We start from the raw sequence: 15,219 nt of genomic DNA on the forward strand, positions 1-15,219 counted from the left end.
GTCGAGCGCAGTCGAGACACATGGCGTGGCGCGCGGGGCCGTCCCTCGACTTCGCTCGGGACGAACGGGGCGTTTGAAGGAGTCGCGAATTGACCGACTATCTCACCGGCTTCGGCAACCATTTCTCCACCGAAGCGGTGCCCGGCGCGCTGCCGATCGGGCGAAACTCGCCGCAGCGCCCCGCCTTCGGCCTCTATGCCGAGCAGCTCTCGGGCACCGCCTTCACCGCGCCGCGCCACGAGAACCGGCGGAGCTGGCTCTATCGGCTGCGCCCATCGGCCGAGCATCCGCCCTATACGCGTTACGCGGGCGCGCCCCGCTTCGCGCCGGGCACCAGCGACACGCCGCTGGCGCCCAACCGGCTCCGCTGGTCGCCGATCGCCGCGCCGGCCGAGCCGACCGACCTGATCGACGGCATCACCACGATGCTCGCCAACCGCGACCCCGCCGATCTGGAGGGCGTGGCGGTCCATCTCTACGCCGCCAACCGCGACATGACGCGCCGCGCGTTCGTGAATGCTGATGGCGAGCTGCTGTTCCTGCCGCAAGCCGGCCGCCTCACGTTGCTGACGGAACTCGGCCAAATCGACGTCGCGCCCGGCCAGATCGCGCTCGTGCCGCGCGGCGTGCGCTTCCGCGCATTGCTGCCGGATGGGGCTGCGCGCGGCTATATCGCCGAGAACCACGGCGCGCTGTTCCGCTTGCCCGATCTCGGCCCGATCGGCGCCAACGGCCTCGCCAATCCGCGCGATTTCGAGACGCCGGTGGCGTGGTTCGAGGATGTCGATGCACCGTGCGAGCTTGTGCAAAAGGCGTTGGGAACTCTGTGGATAACCGCGCTCGATCACAGCCCGCTCGACGTGGTGGCGTGGCATGGCAATCTCGCGCCGTGGCGTTATGACCTCGCTCGGTTCAACACGATCGGCAGCGTCAGCTTCGATCATCCCGATCCCTCGATCTTCACCCTGCTCACGTCGCCTTCGGATGTACCGGGCCGCGCCAACGCCGATATCGTGATCTTCCCGCCGCGCTGGATGGTCGCGGAGGATACGTTCCGGCCGCCCTGGTTCCACCGCAACGTGATGTCCGAAGCCATGGGCCTCATCACCGGCGCCTATGATGCCAAGGCCGAGGGCTTCGCGCCCGGCGGCTTGTCGCTGCACAATCTGATGGCCGGGCACGGCCCGGACGTGGCGAGCTGGCGCGCGGCGAGCGAGGCCGAACTGCAACCACGCAAGATCACCGACACGATGGCGTTCATGGTCGAAAGCTGCTGGCCCTATCGCCCGACGCGCTTCGCGCTCGAACATGCCCAGCCCGATTACGATGCGGCGTGGGCGGGCTTCCCCAAGGCGAGTTTGCCCGCCGGTTGAACCCGGCGGCGCGGCCGCTTAGGCTGATGCGATGCCTAACGCCGCCTTGAAGCTCGACGATTTCCTCCCGTTCCGGCTCTCCTTCACCTCCAACCTGGTGAGCGACCGGATCGCGCGCGCCTATCAGGCGCTGTTCGGGCTCACGATTCCCGAATGGCGACTGGTCGCGGTGATCGCGGAAAGCGACGGCATCACCCAGCAGGCGATCGGCGCGAATACCCGCATGGACAAGGTGACGGTGAGCCGCGCTGCCATTGCCTTGGTCGAACGCGGGCTTGTCGAGCGTGTCCCCAACGCCGGGGACCGCCGCTCGCATCTGCTGCGGCTGACCTCGGCCGGGCAGGCGCTCTACGAACAGGTCGCGCCCAAAGCCTTGGAGCTGGAGCGCCGCATTTTCGGCGGCTTCGATGCGGCACGGGTGGCGGACTTCGTCGCGATGCTGCGGGAGATCGATGCGGTGGCTTTGGGCGTGGACGCGGAAGGTAGCGATTAGGCGGGGATGAATGCCAGCGGGTGTGCAACCAACTGGCGGTCGCGCGTCAGCAGCCTGGCACCAACCCTTCGCGCATGCACAAGCAGCATCTCGTCGAAGGGATCGTTGTGTTCCAAGCCGGGATCGAGCGGTATCACGCAATCCGCGCCCGATAGCGGAACGAGCTCTAGGCCATGCCGCGCTACGTAAGCAAGTGCGTCATCCGGAGAAAGCACACCCTTTCGGACACCATTGCGATCGAACTTCTGCCACTTGATCCGGATTTCCCAGATAGAAATAACCGAAACGAGCAGCGAAACACCCTCATTGGCAAGGACGTCTCGCTCGCGTCGGTTCAGCCGCTCGGGGAATCGCGCCATCCAAAGCAGAATGTGGGTATCCAGCAACAGCCTCATTTACGACCAGGTTGCCAATCATCGCCAAGCCCGAACAACTCCCGACCCCAAGCCGCGTCGTTGAACTCTTCCAGCCACGCATCGTCGAGTGGCGGCCCGTCATATTTGTCGAGGCCAAGTTCCTTGCGGACGCGTTCGTTGAGCTCGAAGTCGAACCCGCCCTTCTTCTTGCGCGGCGGGCCGAGTTCGGCGATCGGTTCGCCGTTCTTGGTGATGATGACCTGCTCGCCCTTCGCCGCAGCGTCCAGCGCCGCGGCGAAATTCGCGCGAGCTTCCCGTACCGACATTTCCATCGCCAAACTCCTTGTGTACGCAGTGTACACCAAACGGACGGCCGGCGCAATCGAGTCGGCGTAACAGCGCCTGCGCTATTCGCGTGCGCCCTGCGCGCGACAGCGGTCAGAGCAGAACTTGACGTTGTCCCAATCGCGCTGCCACTTCTTGCGCCACGCGAACGACCGCGCGCACGCAGCGCAGATCTCGGTCGGGAGGTTGAGCTTTTTGTGCGCCATTCCACCTGAACGCACGGGACGCGCGTGCGTCTACAGCAATCCGAAGCCGGTGAGATCGGCGCGCAGCGTCGCGGCATCCTTGAACAGCACGCCGTGGATGCCGACCGCATTGGCCGCCGCGACATTGTCGGCACGGTCGTCGATGAACACGGCATCAGCCGCCGCGACTCCGAACCGGTCGAGCGCGAGATGATAGATGGCGGGATCAGGCTTGGTCAGCAGTTCGTCGCCTGAGACGACGATGTCGCGAAAACGATCGAAGATGTCCGCCTCACGATCGCGGAATGGGGGCCAGAACTCACCCGAGAAATTGGTGATCGCGTAAAGCGGCACGCCACGCGCATCGAGCTGCTCGACGATCTCGCGCATGCCCGGCAGCATATCGCCGAGTTGCTCGATGAAGCGCGGCCCCCAGGCGGCGATCAGAGCGCTATGCTGCGGATGCGCGGCGGCGAGCTCCGCCGAGGTCTCGGCGAAGGGACGGCCAGCGTCATGCTGGAAATGCCATTCCTTGGTCGCGACATCGCGCAGGAACGCATCGAGCGCCCGATCGTCGTCGATCAGGCGCTCGTAGAGGAACCGTGGGTTCCAGTCGAACAGGACATTGCCGACGTCGAAAATGACGACAGACGGCATCGCCGCCACGATCAGCCCTGGCGGGCCTTGAAGCGGCGGTTGGTCTTGTTGATGATATAGGTGCGGCCACGGCGACGGATCACGCGGTTGTCGCGATGCCGGTCCTTGAGCGACTTCAGGGAATTGCGGATCTTCATGATCGATTCGCTTCTTGGTTCAGGGGTTCGTGAAAAGAGGCGCTCGCCTATAGTCGCGCCCCCGCCAAGTCAAGGCGGCGCGCCCGGTAAAAATCTCATGCCGCCGACACATTGCTGACAAATCCTTGCGGCTCAAGCGGGATACGATAACGCCGCGTGAGCGTTCCACCAGGGTAACGAGCGCGTTCGTAAGGGTAAGGAATCACGATAATGAAAGCCTTGATTGCAGCGGCGATGGCCTTCCCCGCGCTGGCGCTCGCGGGTTGCGCGACGACGGGCGGAAGCCCCGTGCAGGTGACCCGCTTCAACATCGGCGAGCCGCTCGAGACCGGCACGCTCGCCGTCCAACCCATGCCGGGAGGCTCGCCCGCCAGCCTCGAATTCAAGACCTACGCCGCCGCGGTGCAGACCGAGGCGCTGAAATATGGCTATGGCGTGCCGGCGGCGGGCGAACCCGGCCAGTTCCTCGCCATCGTGGGCTTCGCCCGCACCACCGAGGAGGACGGCCCGGCGCAGCGCTCCGGCGTATCGCTGGGTCTCGGCGGCGGCGGCTTCACCGGCGGGCGGCGCAGCGGCGGCGGGGTCGGCCTCGGCGGCGGCATCTCGTTCCCGATCGGCAAGCCCAAACAGCGCTACGTGATCCTCACCGAACTGTCGGTGCAGATCAAACGCCGCAGCGATTCGACCGTGGTGTGGGAAGGCCGCGCGCGCACCGCCACCCCCGAGACGGCGGCGGCCGCGCAAGCGGACGTCACCGCGCACAAACTCGCCGATGCCCTGTTCCGGGGCTTCCCCGGCAAATCGGGCAGCACTATCACGGTACGATGAGCATCAGCATCAACGCCGCCTTCGACAGCGGCAACATTCGCGTGGTCGGGATCGACGGCGATGTCGTCACGCTGGAAATCGTCACCGACAAGGACAGCGATTTCTACCAGTGGTTCCACTTCCGGGTGGCGGGTGCGCGCGGCCGCGCGCTCACCTACCGGATCGTCAACGCCGCCGGATCGGCCTATCCGCCGGGCTGGCCGGGCTACAAGGTGCGGATGAGCACCGATCGCGAGACGTGGCGGCTCGCGCCGACCCGCTATGCCGATGGCGCGCTGGAGTTCGGCTCGGACGGGAGCAACGATCTCGTGTGGTTCGCCTATTTCGCGCCGTACACGATGGACCGGCATGACGCCCTGATCGCGCGGATGGCGCGGCAACCCGGCGTCACCCACCGCGAGCTCGGCCAGACGCTCGACGGGCGCGCGATCGACTGCCTGACGCTCGGCGACGGGCCGAAGCCGGTGTGGCTCTACGCGCGCCAGCACCCCGGCGAGACGATGGCCGAGTGGTGGATCGAGGGCGCGCTCGAACGCCTCACCGACGCCGCCGACCCGGTGACGGCGGCGTTGCGTGCCAAGGCGACCTTCCACATCGTCGCCAACATGAACCCCGACGGCAGCTTCCGCGGCCATCTGCGCACCAACGCGGCGGGCGTGAACCTCAACCGCGAATGGCATGCGCCGACCTTGAAGAGGAGCCCCGAGGTGCTGTGCGTGCGCGACGCGATGGACGCGACCGGCGTCGCCTTCGCGATGGACGTTCACGGCGACGAATCGATCCCGGCCAATTTCATCGCCGGGTTCGAAGGCATTCCCAACTGGACCGACGCGCAGGGCGAAAAGTTCTACGATTTCCAGCGCCGCCTCACCGCGCATACGCCCGATTTCCAGATGGAGCAGGGCTATGGCAAATCGGCGCCCGGCAAGGCCAATCTCACCATGTCGACCAACCAGCTCGCCAACCGCTTCGGCGCGGTGGCGATGACGCTGGAGATGCCCTTCAAGGACCATGACGCCAATGCCGATCCCGACTTCGGCTGGTCGCCCGAGCGGTGCAAACGGCTTGCGGGATCGTGCCTGGAAGTGCTGGCGGACATGATCGACGGGATCTGAGCGCCGCCGACTGCCCGACCATCCGTTCGTGTCGAGCGCAGTCGAGACACCGTGCGTATTGCATGAGGCATGTCTCTCGAGTTCGCTCGGGACGAACGGGTGGTCGGCTCACCCCAGCGGCCACCGCGCGACCGTGTCGTAGCGCGCCCCCTCGCTGCCGAGCGTGCTTTCGAACAGGATCAGATGCTCCATCGCGAACGGCGCGCTCGCCAGCCCCGCCTGCGCCGCGCGCCAGCGCTCGATCTCCTGAGGATCGGCGATGCGCGGCACGCGCGCGAGCGTGATGTGCGGCAGATAGGCGCGGCCCTCGGGCGCCAGGCCGAGCCGCACCAGCGCGTGATCGACCTTGCGGTGGAGCGCCGCGAGCGCATCATGCGGCGTCAGCCCCGCCCACACGGCATCGACGCGCCCGCGCCGCTCGAACGCACCCACCCCCGCCACCGCCGCCGTGATCGCGCCGGCATGGACATGGCCGAGCGCGGCCGCGACATCCTCGGCCATGCGCCGGTCCACCTCGCCGATATAGCGGATCGTCAGGTGTAACTGGTCGTCGTCCTGCCACCGCGCGTCGGCGATGCCGTGCATCGCTTCGGCGAGGTGCTCGCGAATCGCGCGCGGCGGGCGGAGAGCAACAAAAAGTCGATGCATGGCAACACACCATTAACAGAAGACAACGACATCCTCCTTAGGCGGATTTGCTTGAAAACCCCCTCGCAAACGCCGATATTCGCGAAGAACCGGCACATGGCCGGTCCAAGGAGATGTACTACAATGGCCAATTGGTCTGATCCCCGTCCCGGCGCAGCCCCCTTCGGGGCGGACTCCGCGGCGCGCGCAGGCGCGTTCGACGCGGGTCTGCGCCGCTATATGGTGTCGGTCTACAACTACATGCTCTCGGGCGTGCTGCTGAGCGGCATCGTCGCCTTGGGCTTCGTCGCCAGCGGCATGGCCGCGCAGGTGTTCGGCGGCCCCGGCCTGCTCAAGTGGGTCATCAGCTTCGCGCCGCTCGGCTTCGTGTTCGGCATGAGCTTCGGCGGTGGCCGCATGTCCGCCGGCGCGCTTCAGGCGATGTTCTGGGGCTTCGCGGTGGCGATGGGCCTCTCGCTATCGACGATCTTCCTGGTCTACTCGCCGGTCGCGATCGCGCAGGCGTTCTTCGCGGCGGCGGCGGCGTTCGGTGGCCTCAGCCTCTACGGCTACACCACCAATCGCAACCTGTCGGCGATGGGCACCTTCCTGATCATGGGCCTGGTCGGCCTGATCGTCGCGAGCCTGCTCAACCTGTTCTTCCGCTCGGGTCCGCTCGAGCTGGTCATCAGCTTCGTCGGCGTGCTGATCTTCGCGGGCCTCACCGCCTACGATACGCAGCGGACCAAGAGCCTGTATGCGCAGGTGGCGGGCACCGGTGCCGAGCAGCACACGATCATCATGTCGGCGCTGAGCCTCTACCTCGACTTCATCAACATGTTCCTGTTCATCCTGCGTCTGTTCGGCAACCGCAACTAAGCGGCGTCACGAACGGCTGATATCGCGAGGGCCCGGCGGAGCGATCCGCCGGGCCTTTCGCTTGCCCCGAAGGATCACGATGCGCCTCAAGATCGACGTCGAACTGGACTATGATATCGACGGCGCGACCGACATGCTGCTGCTGGTTCAGGCGGCGGCGATGGCGGACCAGCACCTGGACTATGACGATCTGCGGGTTTCCAGCAACGAGCCGCTGCGCGGGATGCCGGGCGCGGATGGCGTCGGCGTCCGCTGCTGGGCGCTTGCCGAAAACCGCTTCCACGCCACCTATCAGGCGGTCGTGACCATCGAGCGCGACGATGTCGCGCTCGCGTCGCTCGGTGAGACCGCGCCGCGGCTGCTGCCGCCCGAGGCGGTGCCATACCTGATGCCGAGCCGCTATTGCGAGTCGGACCAGTTCCACGGTTTCCTCGAACAGACGTTCGCGGGCCTGCGCGGGGGTGCGCTCGCCGCGGCGCTCGCCGAATGGGTGGGCGATCACCTCACCTACGCCACGGGCAGCAGCACCGGCGCCACCACGGCGCTGATGACCTTCGCCAATCGCCAGGGCGTGTGCCGGGACTATGCCCATCTGCTCGTCGCGCTCGCCCGCGCCGGCGGCATCCCCGCGCGCTGTGTCTCGGCCTATGGGCCAGGCGTCGAGCCGTCCGATTTCCACGCGGTCGCCGAGCTATGGCTGGATGGGGCGTGGCGGCTGGTGGACGCGACCGGCATGGGCAGCGCGCGCGATCTGGTGCGGATCGCGGTCGGGCGCGACGCCACCGACATCGCCTTCATGACCACCTTCGGCGCCGCGATGCTCAACCAGCAGCAGATCGTCGTCACTTGCCTCGACGAATGAGCCGCTGGAACGCGGCCTGTGTTTCGGTCGTTCTACCCACGTAACCGCTAGGAGAACGGCAATGAGTGAGGACGACGATTCCCGCAAGGATGCGGGCCGGGACGAGTCGATCACCGCGCGACTCGAGCGCGACCCGGCCAATGCCGAGGCCAAGCTCGATCGCGGCCTGGATGAATCGATGGACGCGAGCGATCCGCCCTCGACCAGCCAGCCCAAGAGCAACGACGCGCCGCCAGCCTCCTCCGGCTATGACGAGGACGCGGAACGCAAGCTGCAGCAAGAAAAATCCGCCTGATGCGCTCCGCCCCCGCCGCCTGTCGGCGGGGGCGGCAACGTGATGCAAGTCGCCTGCCCAGACACAAATGTCGCCCGCGTTACCGTAACGTTGCAGTTCGATCTCCGTTCGTCGCAACCTTTGTTGCATCGCAACACGTAATATGATGCGATGTGAATATCGGGCGACGGTGCGTTCAGCATGGCCTCAACCATCTCGGCGCATTCTCGCCCGGTTCAACGGTCGAGCGGGGTGGATTTATGGGTGCGCGCATGAAGCCGGCAAATGGTGCGGTCACGCTGGCGGAGATGAAGGAATTCGCGGGGTTTTCGTCGGCGACTCAGCGCTATGTGCGCCGGTCGCTCGATATCGGTCTGGACCGCGACGATGCGATGAGCCGCTGGTCGCGCGACGTTGTCGAGGCGGCGAGCATCCGCGCGCAGGCGCGGCTCTACAGCCGGCTTCCGGACATCCGGCTGATGATCCCTGACGATAGCGGCCTCGATGCGATCGAACCGTTCCTCGGCCCCTTGATGACGGTGACGGCGTTCGATCTCGGCCAAGGGCGGCTCACCACCTTTTCGGCCTATCGCTTCCTGTACGAGCGCCTGATCGGTGCCGAGGTGCGGCCGTGGCTACCCGCCGCCTTCTGCGCGGCGGCGGCGCTGCCGCAACTGCACCCCGATCTCCGGCGCAAGCTGCTCCAGTCGATCAGCGAAGCCGCGGCGACCGCATCGGGCTGGTCGAACCGGCAGCCGGCCTTCTATCCGAAATGGGTCGAGAAGGTCGAACCCAACGCGGTGCGGAACTGAACGACAATTCCTGATCTCCTCCCCTCCCGCTTTCGGGAGGGGTCGGGGGAGGGCCTGTCCAATAGCGTACCGGCGGTTGACAGCCCTTCCCCTAACCCTCCCGCGAGCGGGAGGGGGAAATATGGTAACTCACCTCACCGGCACGCGCGCCAGCCCATCGCGCCGCGCGGCGCCTGGTCGAGATGGAGATGATTGCGGTGGGCGGCGTTGTATTCGGGTGACAGCACGGTCGCGAACAGTTTGCAGGCGCCGTTACGGACGGTGTGGAGGAAGGTCGCGCGCGGGCCGTCGCCCTTCCAATCGCCGCTCAGCGTGATCCGCGTGCCGTCGGCCAGCCGGAACGCCGAGACGTCGATCGCGTCGGCGGTGCCATGTTCGCTGAGCGTCGTGCTGCTGCCGCGAACCGGCCGGCAATTGTAGGCGCCGAGGTGCTCGATCGCGACCACGGGCGCGCCGAGATAGCGCTGCGCGGCGGGCTGGACGATATTCCACTCCCACATCGCCAGCCCGGCCGCGACGGGGCACGCCATCACCGGCCCCGCCGGCGCGAGCGCGATGCGACGCGCACCGCCGGCCGCGAGGCGCAGGCCATCGGCATAGCCGCATATCCCGTCCGTGATCGGCGGCGCCGCCTCGAACCGTACCCCGGCCTCGGTGAGCAGCTTCTCGCATTTCGGGCCCTTGCCGTGCAGCCCGGCGAGCTTGCGGCCGGTGAACAGGCCGACCGGCTGGCTCAGGTGCAGCGGTGTCCAAGGCAGATCCTCCGGATTGGCACGCAAGCCGGCGATCGCGGCGAGGATCAGCACCAGCAGCAGCGCCGCGACCAGCACCGCCAGCGCGGCGCGTCGAAGTGCCGCCATCACCCGCGCTTCGCGTCCGCCAGCGGCTCGGCCGTCACCGGATAGCCGAGATCGTCGGGGATGCAGAGATGCGGCACCCCGCCCCGCTCCTCGGTCCACGGAGACACGGTGCGAACCGGATAGGCCAGCGCGTCGGCGTGCGCATGCGCGAAGCTGGCATAGCGCGCGAGCCGTTCGAGATTCCGGCGGGTCGGGAAGATGACATGCCGCCGCCCCGACGCGGCGTCATCGAGCACGCGCCCGGCACCCGCCCAAAAGACGTGGGTGTTCTCGGTCGCATCGACCGTCGGCTCGGGCGCGCCGCCGGGAAGCGCGGCGAGATAGAAGCGCGTGTCGAACACCCGCCGCGCGGGATGCGTCGGCACCCAGCGCGCGAACGGCACCAGCGGCGCGGGATCGATCGTGAAGCCATGCGCGTCCAGCGCCGCGCCGAAGGTCGCGCCAGCGTGTAGAGCCGCCCGCAGGCGCGTCACGGCGTCGGCGTCGGGCATCGGCGTGAGGCCGATCGGCACCCCCGCTTCCTCGATCGTTTCGCGGATCGCGGCGATACGCGCGGCGATGTCCTCGGGCTCGCCGCCGAACCGCGCCGCCAGCGCATGGTCGCCCGGATCGACGCGGCCGCCGGGGAACACGGTCGCGCCGCCCGCGAACGCCATCGCCTTGGCGCGCTCGACCATCAGCAGATCCGGCGCGGCACCATCCCGATCGCGAAAGATCACCAGCGTCGCGGCGGGGATCGGTGTGTGCGCATCATCCATCGCCAGCCGGTCTAGGGCGGCGCACGGCGCGCGGCAATCCGGCTACTCGACCTCCGCCGTTCCGGCGCGCGTCTCGCCCAGCCCCCAGATCGTCACCAGCAACGCCATCGCCACCACCGCCATCGTGTACCACAGCCCCGAATAGGGATTGCCCGTGCGCGCGATGATATATTGGCTGATGAAGGGCAGGAATCCGCCGAAATAGCCGGTGCCGATATGATACGGGATCGACATGGAACTGTAGCGGATGCGCGGCGGGAACATTTCCGACAGGAGCGCCGCCACCGGGCCGAAAGTCAGCCCCGACAGCGCCCCCAGCATCAGGATCGCGATCAGCATCACGACGATATTGCCCGCCGACGGCACGACCTTGTCGAGCTGGTAGCCGGCGCGTGTCAGCGCGGCGTCGAGCCCCGCCGGGCTGGTGTCGCGCACCGCCTCGCCGCCGATCAGCACCAGCGTCACCGGGGTGCGCGCCTTGCGGTACGGCACCCCCCGCTTCGAGACGTAATCGAGCAGCTTGCCGCACGCGTCGCGCTGCTTCGCAGCGAACGGATCATATTTGCAGTGCGGACCTGAAACCACCACCGGCGCACGCCGCGACGCCTCGGCGAGTGCCGGGTTAGCGGCGCTGCCCATCATCCAGTAGATCGGGAACAGCAGCAACAGCGTCGCGGCATAGCCGACCACGATCGGCGTCTTGCGCCCGATCCGGTCGGACAGCCAGCCGAACAGCACGAAGAACCCCACCCCGCTCGCCGCGCCGACACCGATGATGATCTGCGCGGCGGTATCATCGACGCGCATCGTGCCGAGGAACACCAGCACGCTGAACATCGCGGTGTACCAGATCACCGTCAGCCCGGCCGAGATGCCGAACAGGGCGACGAAGATGCGCTTGAGGTTGCCCGGAAAGGTGAAGCTCTCCACGAAGGGGTTCGCCGCGGTCTCGCCGCTGTCCTTCATCGCGCGGAACACCGGGCTTTCGGAGAGCTTGAGTCGCATCCACAGCGAAATCGACAGCAGCACCAGCGAGAAGATGAAGGGAAAGCGCCAGCCCCACGCCGCCCATGTCGCCGCCGGCATCAGCGCCTTGGCCGACAGCACGACGATCAGGCTGAGCAGGAAGCCGCCGACCACGCTCGCCTGGATGAAGCTGGTGTAGAAGCCGCTCTTGCCCGGCGGCGAATGCTCCGCGACGTAGATCGCCGCGCCGCCATATTCGCCGCCCAGCGCCAGCCCCTGCAATATGCGCAAGCCGATCACGATCAGCGGCGCGACCAGCCCGATCGATGCGCTCGACGGCACCAGCCCGACCCCGGCGGTCGCTAGCCCCATCAGCGCGATCGTGACGAGGAACGTATATTTGCGCCCGAGCCGATCGCCGAGGAAGCCGAACAGGATCGCCCCGAGCGGCCGGAAGCCGAACCCGACCGCAAACCCCGCCCAGGTCAGCAGCGTCTGCACCGTAACGTTATCGGTCGGGAAATACGCCTGCCCGATATATTTGGCGAGCGTGCCGTAGATGAAGAAGTCATACCATTCGAACATGGTGCCGAGCGACGACGCCGCGATGACACGCTGAATGTCGCGCCGGGTGGGCTCGATCACCCCCGCCTCTGCTGCCATCGTCGCCACGTCCGCGTCTCCCCTGCCCCGCGCGGATGTTTAGCGGCGCACGCGACGGCGGCAAGCCGGGCGCAGCAAAAAGGGCCGCGGATCCGGCGGATCAGCGGCCCTTTAATGGTGGGCGTGGCAAGGATTGAACTTGCGACCCCTGCGATGTCAACAAACGCAATGTCACGAAAATCAGCCAGTTTTCGAATAGTGCGACCATCGTAGCCGGTCTGTCAAACCCGCGAAAAAGCGTGCCCTTCCCCGGCTAACGCCGAAGGTGCGCCGAAGCTCTCTGCCCGCCCCGATCGCGTGCCCTGCTGGGCGCGCAATCCCCTCGATGCGATCTGCGCGGCTGTCCAAATGCCGGACAGCCGACGGTTTCGTGCGTCCATCGACTTCGAGCCTGGGGCCGAGCGATGTCTGTTACCGACACGTATATACTCTTCATCGTCAACGAGACCCGCCGGTGAGCGCGGGACCGATCGGCGCGCTCGCAGCAGCACTGGCTCGGGGCGCTCGTACGGCGCCGCGCACACGCCAGCCCGTTCGTCGCAACAGCCGCCACGCTGGCGAGCGCGAACAGCGGCTCTGGAAGATGCACAACATGTTCGATCGCTCGGAGAACAACGCCCGCATGGCGTCGGCCGAAAAGCTCGAGCACGACACCAAGGCGCCTGGCAAACGCAACGGCGCCCTTGGTCATATCGGTCTCAAGGTGTTGCGCTTCCTGCTGCGTCTGCGCGGCCGGGCCGATGGACGGCTCGATCCTTCGATCCAATGGCTGGCCGATCAAATTCACCATTCACGTAGCGCGGTCGCAGCGGCGCTACAGCGGCTGAAGGAGCAAGGTTTCCTCGATTGGGTTCGACGTACCCAGATCGTCGAGGATCCTGAGCGCCCGGACCAATATGTCGAGCAGATCAGCAACGCCTACTTCCTGACACTGCCGGGCCGCGCGCGCGACATCATCCGCAAGGTCATGCGGCGCCCGACCTCACCGGAGGAACGTGCGACAAACGATCGCCGCCGCCAAAAGTGTCAGTCGGCCGAGGAGGTCGAAGCGTCGGTTGCCCGCATTAAGGATCCCGAGCTCCGCGATCTGCTACACGGCATGCGCGCAGATCTAGAGAGTGCAAATCCTCCGGGCGGCCTCAAATAGGCCCTGTAGAGATTAAGAATGAAAGGAGTGCCTGCGGCACGCGCTAATTTGATCACCCCCACCCTGGAGATGGATCGCCCTCCCCAGCCCGACCGCCAAGCCCAGGCGGTCGGACGGGTCGGCTGCGCCGCCCCTCATGCTTGGCGTGGGGGTGGAGCAGGAAGTGTGCCATTGCACCGCCAGCCGATAGCCCGTTGCAAGGGGGTCGCCGCGGCTAAAATCGATGCAGTAGGTGCATCAATCCGCATCGCACTCGTCGTCCAATTCCCGGCCTCTCGAAGCGGGATGACGGCCGGCGCCAGGGGCAACCATCGTCTGCATCATTAGCGACACGAAAAGTGCGCGGGCGAGGCGGGGGTCGCAGCGCGCGAAATGGGGTGGCGCCGGGGGTCGCGCCGAAAAATCGTGATCGTCGATTTTTGAAATTTTATTGCGCGTAATTTCATTGCGCGATGAAGCGACCTTGCGCTGTTGGAAATGTACCGCTTTTGTTCTCTACCTAATTCGGGAGAACGATATGCGCCAAGTACGGCATGACGAGCTGCTCTATCACCTCTTCGACTCGACGCGTGGATGGACGCCATCCTTACGCAACGGCCTGGCGCTCGACGCTGAGCGACGCGCGCGCTGGGTCGAGATCGGCGCGGCCGTGGTTGCCGAGAGGCTGTGCCGCTTTCACTTCTTTCCAGATGGAGAGCCTGCCCCGCTCAACGGCAAAGAGCTGGCGGCCGTGCTGGCCAAGTCCATTGATGGCTGGCGGCATACGCTTCGCGTGGACCTCACCTCGCGCGAGGAAAAGGTGCGGCACCGCGCGCGATGGACTGCCGCATATCTGCTGGCCGATCACTTCGCCGGCTACCAAATCCTGAGCGAGCTGCCCGACCCGCCGCCCTTCCGCCTTTACGGCGATACTGGTTCGGGCGTTCCCGATCGGGACGAACTGCCAACGCCCATTGGTCCGCTGTTCGGCGAGGCCGGCATCGACGCGGGCGTGACGTCGCCGCCCCGCCCGCGTCGGGACTTACGAACCGGGTTCGAAGTTGCCGATCAGCAGCTCGGCCGCTTTCGTGCTCGCGCCAGCCGTGATGGTGTACGTCGTTTCGAACTCACGCATGCGGAAGCCCGCGAATGTCGCCCGGACGCCAGGCGTGTCGTTGATCGACAGCAGGAACTTGCCCTTGATGCCGGCAAGCTGCGCGGCCAGGCGCTCGAAATCGCTGCGGCCGAACACGTCCTGCCCATAGTCGCGCTCGCATCCCCAATACGGCGGGTCGAGGTAGAACAGCGTTCCCGGCGTGTCGTAGCGGCGAATGAAGTCGCCATAGTCGAGCTGCTCGATCACGACGCCGGCAAGCCGATCGTGGATCTCCGCGAGCAGCGGCTCGAGTCGATTGACGTTGAACCGCGCGCCCTGCCGGGGATCTACGCCAAAAATCCGGCCCTCGACCTTACCGCCGAACGCCAGGCGCTGCAGATAGAGGAACCTAACCGCCCGCTGCAGATCGGTGAGCCGCTCGGGCGGCAGTGCCTTCAATCGTTCGAACTCGGCGCGGCTCGCGACCCGGAACCGCAGCATGTCGATGACATAGGCATAGTGCTCCTGGAGCACGCGGAAGAAGGTCGCGACATCGCCCGACACGTCATTGATGTACTCGGCGCGCGGACGGCGCCGGCGTTTCAGGAAAATGCCGCCCATGCCCACGAAGGGTTCGGCGTAGCTGTCGTGCGGCGTGCCGTCGATCAGCGGGACAAGCCGCTTCACCAGATTGCGCTTGCCACCGATATATCCGGCAGCGGGCATCACGGGATCGACGTCGGTCATAGTGTACATGTTGGATTTCTCGCTCTTTAGGATCCCCGCCCGGCGCGCCGGGTGCGGGAC

Annotated in this window: 20 protein-coding genes; 9 read left to right on the top strand and 11 right to left on the bottom strand. The window is 66.5% G+C overall.

What is annotated here, in order from left to right:
* Nucleotides 1-89 precede the first annotated feature (89 nt).
* Complete coding sequence (gene hmgA / locus BLS81_RS07110) at nt 90-1,373, top strand: homogentisate 1,2-dioxygenase (protein WP_093222622.1); 1,284 nt, start codon at nt 90-92, stop codon at nt 1,371-1,373.
* Between the two features lie 31 nt (nt 1,374-1,404).
* The gene (locus BLS81_RS07115; protein WP_093222623.1) at nt 1,405-1,866 is read left to right on the top strand and encodes a MarR family winged helix-turn-helix transcriptional regulator; all 462 of its coding nucleotides are present in this window, start codon (nt 1,405-1,407) and stop codon (nt 1,864-1,866) included.
* Here the strand turns inward: BLS81_RS07115 and BLS81_RS07120 are convergent.
* The 5 genes from BLS81_RS07120 to ykgO form a co-directional block, all read right to left on the bottom strand.
* Nucleotides 1,863-2,261 carry a type II toxin-antitoxin system VapC family toxin gene (locus tag BLS81_RS07120; RefSeq protein WP_093222625.1) on the bottom strand — a complete coding sequence of 133 codons (399 nt, stop codon included), beginning with the start codon at nt 2,259-2,261 and terminating at the stop codon, nt 1,863-1,865. The two genes, BLS81_RS07115 and BLS81_RS07120, sit on opposite strands and share 4 nt — an antisense overlap.
* Entirely contained in the window at nt 2,258-2,554 is a 297-nt protein-coding gene (locus BLS81_RS07125; RefSeq protein WP_093222626.1) for a type II toxin-antitoxin system Phd/YefM family antitoxin, read from the bottom strand. The genes BLS81_RS07120 and BLS81_RS07125 overlap by 4 nt, the downstream gene beginning before the upstream one ends.
* Nucleotides 2,555-2,629: 75 nt before the next feature.
* On the bottom strand, nt 2,630-2,773 hold the full coding sequence (locus BLS81_RS07130; protein ID WP_093222628.1) for a DUF2256 domain-containing protein: 144 nt from the start codon (nt 2,771-2,773) through the stop codon (nt 2,630-2,632).
* A gap of 30 nt (nt 2,774-2,803) precedes the next feature.
* Entirely contained in the window at nt 2,804-3,409 is a 606-nt protein-coding gene (locus BLS81_RS07135) for an HAD family hydrolase (RefSeq protein WP_093222969.1), read from the bottom strand.
* A gap of 11 nt (nt 3,410-3,420) precedes the next feature.
* Nucleotides 3,421-3,546 (bottom strand): type B 50S ribosomal protein L36, encoded by a 126-nt coding sequence (gene ykgO / locus BLS81_RS07140; RefSeq protein WP_069205031.1) that lies wholly within the window; start codon nt 3,544-3,546, stop codon nt 3,421-3,423.
* A 210-nt stretch (nt 3,547-3,756) separates the two neighbouring features.
* On the opposite strand from ykgO, the gene BLS81_RS07145 reads away from it, so the two are divergent.
* Together BLS81_RS07145 and BLS81_RS07150 are read left to right on the top strand one after the other, a co-directional pair.
* Nucleotides 3,757-4,374 (top strand): hypothetical protein, encoded by a 618-nt coding sequence (locus tag BLS81_RS07145; protein WP_093222629.1) that lies wholly within the window; start codon nt 3,757-3,759, stop codon nt 4,372-4,374.
* Nucleotides 4,371-5,489 (top strand): M14 family metallopeptidase, encoded by a 1,119-nt coding sequence (locus BLS81_RS07150; RefSeq protein WP_093222631.1) that lies wholly within the window; start codon nt 4,371-4,373, stop codon nt 5,487-5,489. Before BLS81_RS07145 ends, BLS81_RS07150 begins: the two co-directional genes overlap by 4 nt.
* Nucleotides 5,490-5,597: 108 nt before the next feature.
* Here BLS81_RS07150 and thpR read toward each other — a convergent pair whose 3' ends face one another.
* Complete coding sequence (gene thpR / locus BLS81_RS07155; RefSeq protein WP_093222632.1) at nt 5,598-6,137, bottom strand: RNA 2',3'-cyclic phosphodiesterase; 540 nt, start codon at nt 6,135-6,137, stop codon at nt 5,598-5,600.
* A gap of 123 nt (nt 6,138-6,260) precedes the next feature.
* Between thpR and BLS81_RS07160 the strand changes: the two genes are divergently transcribed.
* The 4 genes from BLS81_RS07160 to BLS81_RS07175 all read left to right on the top strand — a co-directional run bounded on the left by BLS81_RS07160 (nt 6,261) and on the right by BLS81_RS07175 (nt 8,943).
* Nucleotides 6,261-6,995, top strand: a complete 735-nt coding sequence (locus BLS81_RS07160) for a Bax inhibitor-1/YccA family protein (protein ID WP_093222634.1) — start codon at nt 6,261-6,263, stop codon at nt 6,993-6,995.
* 79 nt (nt 6,996-7,074) lie between these two features.
* Nucleotides 7,075-7,857, top strand: coding sequence for a transglutaminase-like domain-containing protein (locus BLS81_RS07165; RefSeq protein ID WP_093222635.1), 783 nt, complete (start codon nt 7,075-7,077; stop codon nt 7,855-7,857).
* Between the two features lie 61 nt (nt 7,858-7,918).
* A complete protein-coding gene (locus tag BLS81_RS07170) occupies nt 7,919-8,152 on the top strand; it encodes a hypothetical protein (RefSeq protein WP_093222637.1) in 234 nt (77 codons plus the stop codon).
* A gap of 239 nt (nt 8,153-8,391) precedes the next feature.
* Nucleotides 8,392-8,943, top strand: a complete 552-nt coding sequence (locus tag BLS81_RS07175) for a hypothetical protein (RefSeq protein ID WP_093222638.1) — start codon at nt 8,392-8,394, stop codon at nt 8,941-8,943.
* Between the two features lie 134 nt (nt 8,944-9,077).
* On the opposite strand, the gene BLS81_RS07180 is transcribed toward BLS81_RS07175, so the two are convergent.
* Genes BLS81_RS07180 through BLS81_RS07190 form a run of 3 tightly spaced genes read right to left on the bottom strand, consistent with a single transcriptional unit; the run spans nt 9,078 to nt 12,190 of the window.
* A complete protein-coding gene (locus BLS81_RS07180) occupies nt 9,078-9,803 on the bottom strand; it encodes an extensin-like domain-containing protein (protein WP_093222640.1) in 726 nt (241 codons plus the stop codon).
* A complete protein-coding gene (locus tag BLS81_RS07185; RefSeq protein ID WP_093222641.1) occupies nt 9,803-10,561 on the bottom strand; it encodes an NUDIX hydrolase in 759 nt (252 codons plus the stop codon). Before BLS81_RS07185 ends, BLS81_RS07180 begins: the two co-directional genes overlap by 1 nt.
* 42 nt (nt 10,562-10,603) lie before the next feature.
* Nucleotides 10,604-12,190 (bottom strand): MFS transporter, encoded by a 1,587-nt coding sequence (locus tag BLS81_RS07190; protein WP_093222643.1) that lies wholly within the window; start codon nt 12,188-12,190, stop codon nt 10,604-10,606.
* Nucleotides 12,191-12,644: 454 nt separating this feature from the next.
* Between BLS81_RS07190 and BLS81_RS07195 the strand changes: the two genes are divergently transcribed.
* Nucleotides 12,645-13,337, top strand: a complete 693-nt coding sequence (locus tag BLS81_RS07195; RefSeq protein WP_143023310.1) for a helix-turn-helix domain-containing protein — start codon at nt 12,645-12,647, stop codon at nt 13,335-13,337.
* Nucleotides 13,338-13,923: 586 nt separating this feature from the next.
* Here the strand turns inward: BLS81_RS07195 and BLS81_RS07200 are convergent.
* Both BLS81_RS07200 and BLS81_RS07205 read right to left on the bottom strand, forming a co-directional pair.
* A complete protein-coding gene (locus BLS81_RS07200) occupies nt 13,924-14,184 on the bottom strand; it encodes a hypothetical protein (protein ID WP_143023311.1) in 261 nt (86 codons plus the stop codon).
* 174 nt (nt 14,185-14,358) lie between these two features.
* Nucleotides 14,359-15,168: a DNA adenine methylase gene (locus BLS81_RS07205; protein WP_093222647.1), complete on the bottom strand. Its 810-nt coding sequence runs from the start codon at nt 15,166-15,168 to the stop codon at nt 14,359-14,361.
* Nucleotides 15,169-15,219: the final 51 nt, after the last annotated feature.

This window comes from Sphingomonas sp. NFR15 (assembly GCF_900103265.1).
In the GTDB taxonomy this organism is placed as follows: Bacteria; Pseudomonadota; Alphaproteobacteria; order Sphingomonadales; family Sphingomonadaceae; genus Sphingomonas; species Sphingomonas pollutisoli.